At 59.4% G+C, this 7472-nt stretch carries 4 protein-coding genes and 2 pseudogenes; 4 read left to right on the top strand and 2 right to left on the bottom strand.

Features of this window, described 5'->3' with window-relative positions:
- Window positions 1–310 precede the first annotated feature (310 nt).
- The 3 genes and pseudogenes from EN749_RS26100 (at window position 311) to EN749_RS37825 (ending at window position 5124) form a co-directional block, all read left to right on the top strand.
- Entirely contained in the window at window positions 311–3844 is a 3534-nt protein-coding gene (locus tag EN749_RS26100; protein WP_082826570.1) for an autotransporter domain-containing protein, read from the top strand.
- A 243-nt stretch (window positions 3845–4087) separates the two neighbouring features.
- A pseudogene (locus EN749_RS39035) lies at window positions 4088–4771 on the top strand (integrase); the annotation flags it as partial.
- A 116-nt stretch (window positions 4772–4887) separates the two neighbouring features.
- The gene (locus tag EN749_RS37825; RefSeq protein WP_063169293.1) at window positions 4888–5124 is read left to right on the top strand and encodes a hypothetical protein; all 237 of its coding nucleotides are present in this window, start codon (window positions 4888–4890) and stop codon (window positions 5122–5124) included.
- Window positions 5125–5285: 161 nt separating this feature from the next.
- Here the strand turns inward: EN749_RS37825 and EN749_RS26115 are convergent.
- Window positions 5286–5486: pseudogene (locus EN749_RS26115) on the bottom strand (SMC-Scp complex subunit ScpB); the annotation flags it as partial.
- Window positions 5487–5579: 93 nt separating this feature from the next.
- Window positions 5580–5840 carry a hypothetical protein gene (locus tag EN749_RS26120; RefSeq protein ID WP_095769041.1) on the bottom strand — a complete coding sequence of 87 codons (261 nt, stop codon included), beginning with the start codon at window positions 5838–5840 and terminating at the stop codon, window positions 5580–5582.
- 217 nt (window positions 5841–6057) lie between these two features.
- On the opposite strand from EN749_RS26120, the gene EN749_RS26125 reads away from it, so the two are divergent.
- Window positions 6058–7472: prolyl oligopeptidase family protein (locus EN749_RS26125; protein ID WP_145991009.1), on the top strand; the 1415-nt coding region annotated here is incomplete at its 3' end.

Raw genomic sequence — 7472 nt, forward strand, 5'->3', positions numbered from 1 at the left:
GAACCGGTATCTTGTGCGACATCCGGACGATCTGGGAAAGCTTGGCCGGGCCGGCGCCTTCCCAGGCGCACGGGAAGCGCGACGACCCATGTGGACCTTGGATTTCACTCCGCACTTACGCTGCTTTGGCCTTGTCAGCAGCCTGAGCATAAAGCGTGCTCAGCTTTCAGGCCGAGCACTCATCCATTGTTGACAGCACCTGTCGTCATTCAGGATCGCCCCATTCTCGCAGGCCGCTTGCAGCTTTCAGGCTGTTGTCAGCCAGGGCCGCCATAAAGGGTCTCGTTAAACAATTCAGGAGGCCGTTCCAATGAACAATCAGTTTGCGAGACTTTTTCGAGGACCAGGTATGCAGGCTTGTTTCAGGACAAAGAACTTTCTGGCGGCAACCACCGCGATGACGACGGTATTCCTGCCGGCTGTGTCTCTCGGGGTGGGTCTGGTAGCATTTCCAACTGGAGAAGCGTTGGCCGACGACCCGATTTCGATCCCGCTGGAGTATGTCGGGGAAGGCCATGACCGCCTGGGCATCTGGGCCAAGATCAACAATGGCAACGCGCAGCGATACGTATTCGACACGGGCTCGGACCAGCTCAACACGCAGATCGGGTCAGAGGTGACCGGGGTCCGCCCGATTGCCGACACGCCTTACGTATATACGTACGGGGACGGAACGTATGGTAATAAGCTTCAGAACGTGGAAATTGATAAATTTACATATGTCGATCCAGATCAAAAGATAACAATCGACGGGCCGTCTGTAAGCGATAAGAAATACCGGGCTGCTCGCATTCTCGATTTTGTCTATACCCATGCGTATTGCAAGGACAACAATCTTAAGTGCACGCCGGGATCCGTGACGGATGGACTTAAAGATATGTATGGTCAGGATCTCCAAGAACCTTATCACGCCGATAAGGAGCAGCGGGCGAAAATGACCGCTGGCAAGATGGCAGACGAAGGCGGCGATTTCGCAGGTACATTCGGGGCCGGCGATTTTCTTGGCAAGACAAGTGTCTGGGGCATGATGGGCAGTGTCACCAGGTCTGGCTACGTGGTCTCCGCCAATGTGAATCCGGATTCCGAGAGCGACCAAACGCCTGGCTGTTCCCCCTGCACGATTGTCAACCTCAATCCAAGCCTCCGGGCCCAATATACTAATGCCATGCCATGGGGAGAACCCGAGGAAAAAGATCAGGATTCTTATCAGAATTTTCCTGGCTCTGGCGCCAATGCCTCGACCGAATACGAAGGCAGCTACAATCTGCAGTACACGGTTAAGGATGGAGCCCCACCAATCACCGACCCCAACAAGACCGCGGTATTGCTCGACACCGGCACACCGGGCGGTGGCAGTCTGGAGATCAGTGATGCGATGCTGAAGCAATTTCAGGATGCGGGCGTCAAACTTAAAAATGTTCGGAGAAATGAGCAACGCGAGATCGTAAGCGCATCGGGCAACATCCCGAGCGTTACAATCGCAGGAACGGATGGCGATCCGGTAAGGCTGGACAATATCGACTTCACCTACACCAGCGGCACGACGGAACAACCCAATGACCAGACCAGTTTTGTTGCCGGTCTTGACTTCTTCAAAAACAGATCGGTCATTTTCGATCTGGAGAAGAAGTATACCGCTTATACGTCACATTTCGTCACTGCCAGCAACTTCTCTACCGATTCATCCGCACCCGAAGGGACCGGTCTGAGCAGGATCACGACGAGCATGGGGAATGAGGGCGGGTTCGGCATAGCGGGTGTCGTCTCCGGCTCCGGATCGCTGACGCTTGATACAAAGACGGTGGTCCGGATGACGAATGTCAACACCTACACCGGCGAGACGAATATTGCTCAGGATGCCTATCTCTCGCTTGCGGGGCTCGGCAACATCCAACGGTCAGCGAAAGTCGTTGCAGACGGCACGTTCGATATCTCCGAACATGGAAATGGCAGCGACTATTGGGGAATCTCCGACGCCTACAACGATGCCCGTATTCGTAGCCTGAGTGGCAGCGGAACGGTCGAACTGGGCAAGCGTACCCTGGTGCTAACGGATTCGAACGACACGTTCGCCGGCAGCATCAACGACCTCGACGTTGATAACAATAATATGGGCGGCAAACTATTCGTTGCCGGTGGCGTGCAAACGCTGAGCGGAAAGAACAATTTTTCCGGCATGACGACGGTCGGTTCCGGCGCGGGATTGCTGCTTGCCGATACAGGTGTGCTTTCCCATGATGCGACCACGTCCGGCTTTCTCGGGAATGACGGGCAGATCGGGGGCACGGCTATCGCAAACAGCGGCGGTGTCGTCGCAGGCGGCGGCACCTACGGTGCGGTCACCATTTCCGAGGGCGGCACGGTCGCTCCTGGCAGTGCGACCGATCCGAGCAGGATCGTCACCACACTGACTGTCACGGGCGATTTCGCGCAGCAGTCCGGATCGATCTATCAGGTCGACCTCGCAAGGTCGTCCGATCTCATCGATGTTGGCGGAGCAGCGGCGATCGACAGCGGCGCGCAGATCGAGCTGCTGCGGCAGGGAACGCTATCGGTCGATGCCCGATATACTCTGCTCTCCGCAGCAGGCGGCGTAAGCGGCACCTATGGCGGGCTGACGGGGGCTCTGGCGACAGACGCGACGCCCTTCGTCGATTTCCAGCTCGTCTACGATGCCAACAATGTCTATCTCGATATCAGCCGCACATCGACGGCGTTTGCCGATGTAGCCAGCACCTTCAATCAACGCTCGGTCGCCGCAGCGGCTCAGGCGCTTGGAAGCGGTAATCCGATCCAGGACAACATCCTGTTCCTGACGGCGCCGGAAGCCCGCAACGCTTTCGATATGCTATCAGGCGAGGTTCATGCTTCCATTCATAGCGGCCTCATCGAGGACAGTCATTCTGTACGCGATGCCGCGAGCGAACGGATCCGTGCGGCGTTCGACGGCGTCGGTGCCTCCAGCGTTCCGGTGATGACTTATGGGCTGGGTGGTCTGGAACTGGCCCCGGCAACGAGTGAGAATTTCGCCGTATGGGGCCGTGGCTTCGGCGCCTGGGGTCATCTCGACAGCGACGGCAATGCCGCCGGTCTCGATCACTCGACAGGCGGCTTTCTGGCTGGCGGTGACGCGGCTGTCGGCGAAAGCTGGCGGCTCGGCCTCATCAGCGGCTACAGCCATACCTCCTTGGAGGCGGACGATCGCGCGTCGTCGGGCTCGAGCGAGAATTACCATCTCGGTCTTTTTGCCGGCACGCAGAACGGCAATCTCGGTTTTCGTTCCGGCCTTGCCTATACCTGGCACAGCATCGAGACCGGCAGGTCCGTGGTCTTTCCAGGCTTCGCCGACAGCCTTTCGGCCGATTACGACGCCGGCACGTTCCAGGCCTTTGGCGAGCTCGGCTACCGTATCAATACGGCTTCGGCTTCCTTCGAGCCCTACGCTAATCTCGCTTATGTGAATTTTGACGCCGATGGCTTCACCGAGAATGGCGGCGCAGCCGCCTTGTCGAGCGGGGATCGCTCGAGCGACACGGCGTTTACCACGCTAGGTCTGCGTGCGTCGACGGTACTGACCCTCGGCACCGTGACTGCTACCGCGCGCGGCGGTCTTGGCTGGCGCCACGCCTTCGGCGACGTCAGGCCGGATACCGCTCTTGCCTTTGCTGGCGGTTCCTCCTTCGCCATCAAGGGCGTGCCGATCGCAAAGAACGCAGCTCTGCTCGAAGCTGGGCTTGACGTAAACATCACCGAGAACGCGACGTTCGGCATCGCCTATCAGGGACAGATCGCCTCGGATGCCCAGACACACGGGTTCAGCGCCAAGCTCGGCGTCCGTTTCTAAATCACCCGCAAAAGAGATTGGTTATGAAGTCAGTGAGTGCATTTTCTTTTACCGTCGTTCTCGGCTCAGCGACGGTGATGTCTGTGTCCGCCGCGCGAACGGACGATGCCTGCTACAACAAGGCACAAAGCCTATGATGACGCAATGTTCAATCGACGACCTGAAGCCAGTCGATGGCGAGCTTGACAAGCTCTACAAGGAGATGGAGACCCGGCTCAAAGAGTCCCGGCGCATGTCCAGGAACTGGTCGAGACCGCGAGGGGCTACAACGCCACCTCGGAGAACACGCGCGACGCCTACCCCAAGGATTGGCGGCATTTTTCCTCCTGGTGCCGGCGCGCTGGCTTCGATCCCCTGCCTCCGGGCTCGAAGGTGATCAGGCTCAATATCAGCGCCTGTGCCTCGGGCACCGCCGCCGGCGATCCGAAGCGTGGCGCCCCTGCCCTTTAGTTTGCGACCATCGAGCGGCGGCTTTCCGGCCTCGCCTGGAACTTTACCCAGCGCGGCCGGCCGTTGGACCGCGCGGAGCGGCATATCTATAAGGTTCTTGCCGGCATTCGCCGCAAGCACGCAAAGCCACCGCGGCAGAAAGAGGCGGTCCTGGCGACGATCTGCTGGCGATGATCGCCACGCTCGGCCACGACCTCAGGGCCTGCGCGACCGCGCTATTTTGCTCCTGGGCTGTGGCGGCGGCCTGCGGCGCTCCGAGATCGTCGGTCTCGACGTCATGCGCGACGACAACAGCGATGGCGCCAGCTGGATCGAGATTTTTGACGGCAAGGGCTGCTGGTCACCCTGCGCGGCAAGACCGGCTGGCGCGAGGTCGAGGTCGGCCGCGGCTCCAGCGACCACACCTACCCCGTAGTCGCGCTCGAGAGCTGGATCCGCTTTGGCCGCATCGCACGTGGACCCCTGTTCCGCCGCATCTTGTCGATCAGGTCGATATAATACGAAAAAGCCGCCGCCATTCGGGACGGGCGTCGGCTATCATGTCCAGCCATTATGCGGCGAGCGGATAGCTTTCGCCGGACCAGGCAGAGAACTTGGCGGCAAAAGCCTTCATCTCGTCGACCGCGAATGTGGTGCGCGGTTGCGAACTCGACTTGCTGGGCGAGAGGGACCTCGCCGAGAAAGGCGCTGACATGAGCGGGATGCTGCTTGGCCAAATCGAGATCCGCAAAGCAATCGGCCAGCGCCGCGTCGTCCAGCTGTACGCTGCAGGGCGCGTTCACGTCGTCAAGACGGATGCCAAATGCTTGCTCATAATGGCCGCAAGGTAATCGTTTCGGGTCGGAGACACAAGTTGCCGCCTCCTTCGCCGTAGAGTGGCCCGATACAATCACGATCGATATTGCCACCTCTTATCGATAGTGATCGCATAGTTCCCTGATTCGACTCTCAACCGCTCATATCAAGCGATTACTTCCATGTATCTGCTGCGCTAGCCCGTCCTGGCCTTGGAGTGTCGCTCCTCACCTCCTCCACCACTCACCAGCCCGATGGGAGTATCGCCCGCCAGCAGCTTCTCCTTGCTGAGCAGCGCGGCAACCTCAATCGCCTCGAAATCGGGCAAATCCCGCAGTGTGTCGAGGCCGAAGTGCAACAGGAAGGTCTTGGTCGTGACGTAGGTGTAAGGCGTGCCAAATTCAGCGGGCAGGCAGACGTTGACCCACAACAATCAAGGGGACGGTGCAGGCCAAGATTGCGGCAGGGCTTGGGCCCCCCACCCTTCTCCTCAGAACTCCGCTGCTTCCAGCTGGCGGCTGAAACTCACAGGCGCAGCCAGCTTGGTCTCTAACAGCATCGATCGCATCATGGTGTCTGCCATGAATCCGTGTGCGTGAAGCGCTCCAGAGCGAAGATGTTGGGCGTCAACCAGGTTCACTCCAATGAGCTTCACTTCTCGAGTTCTGCACAGTGTCCACGACTGGCGCCGGAGGTTGATCCGGTGATTAGGAGGAGCACTCGTTGTCGGATTCTCGACGATGTCGGACATGTGACACAACGCTTCCAGAGCGATCGCATTGTTCCGAAACGATTTTCCCAGTTGGCACGAAGGTTGCGGCCCTATGCGCAAAAGCACTGCGATGCCGCACCGACTGGAAGAACTCATCAATGATCACGCTTTTCGAACATGTGGGCGCCGCTACCGACACTGAGCGTTCCCGAGCCGACGGAAGCCTCTATCCCTTCTTTCTGAAGGCTGTCCGGACATGAACGCATTTGATGTCCGTCCAACGCTTGATGCTCCCGACGACGATCCCTATGTCTGGCTTGAAGATGTAGAGGGCGAGCGGGCACTTGCCTGGGCCGCCGGCCAATCGGCAAGGACTCTGAAGCACTTCGGTGGAACGCAGTTCGAGCGCGACCGCGCGGCTCTGACAGCCATTTTCGACAATCGCGACAATCTTCCCCTGATCGCGCGCCGTAGTCAGTACCTCTACAATTACTGGCGAGATGACGGTAATCCACGCGGACTGTGGCGCCGGACCACCCTTGCCGCCTACATGAAGGCGGATCCCCAATGGGAGCTACTGCTCGATCTGGATGCTCTCGCGGCTAGCGACGGAGAGGACTGGATCTGGGACGGCGCGTCCATCGAGCCGGAGAGACGGGAAAGAGCCGTTCTGCGCCTGTCGCGCGGCGGCAGCGACGCGGTCGTGCATCGCGAATTCGACCTGATTTCTCTGAGCTTTGTCGCCGACGGCTTCAACCTCCCCGAGGCCAAAGGCTACGTTAATTGGCTGGACCCTGACACGCTTCTGCTTTCCAGTGCGCTTGGTAATGGCATGGCCACCCGCTCCGGCTATGCGCGCACAGTTCGACTGTGGAAGCGTGACGCGGATCCCCTCACCACGCCGGCAATCTTCGAGGCCGGGTTCGAAAGCTTCCAAGTGTCTGGTCATTCGGACCGCACCGGCCGCAGCGAGCGCCTTTGGTTCATCGAGCAGCCGGCCTTCTTCGAGAAGATCAGCTGGATCGGCGATAGGAGCGGGCCGAGGAGGCAGATCGATCTTCCTCGCGACGCGTCGTGGCGGGTCTTCGGCGACTGGCTGGCGGTAAGGCCGCGCAAGCCCTGGACGGTGGGAGGCACCACCCATCCCGCCGACGCGCTGATCGTCATCTCGCTTTCCACTTTCCTCGCCGGCGGACGCCTTTTTGAGACCCTGTTTCAACCAGGGGAAAGGCGCTCCATGCAGTCATTCTTCTGGAATGACGGGAAGCTCATTATCTCTTACCTCGTCAATCTCGCACCGCGTTTCGAGATGTTCACTCCCGGCCACCAGGAATGGACGCGCCGAGTCCTGAACACCCTGCCCGCCGAAGGTACTGTCGACGTCTGGTCATTCGATGCGGCAGTTCACGAGACCAATGGAGAGGTCCTGATCTGTGCTCAGGATCCGATCACGCCGCCGCAGCTCTTGCTGTTCGATCTGAATGCCGCGCCGTCTCTCAGCGCTTCAGCAATCCTGAAGCGCAGCCCGGAGAATTTCGATGCATCCGGACTGGTGGTCACGCGCCACGAGGCAGTCTCTATCGATCATGAGCTGATCCCCTATACGCAGGTTGGTCCGGCGAACGGGAACGGAGATGCTCCGATTCACCTTTCCGCTTATGGCGGGGTTGG

It is taken from the genome of Mesorhizobium sp. M7A.F.Ca.ET.027.02.1.1, assembly GCF_004022985.1.
In the GTDB taxonomy this organism is placed as follows: Bacteria; Pseudomonadota; Alphaproteobacteria; order Rhizobiales; family Rhizobiaceae; genus Mesorhizobium.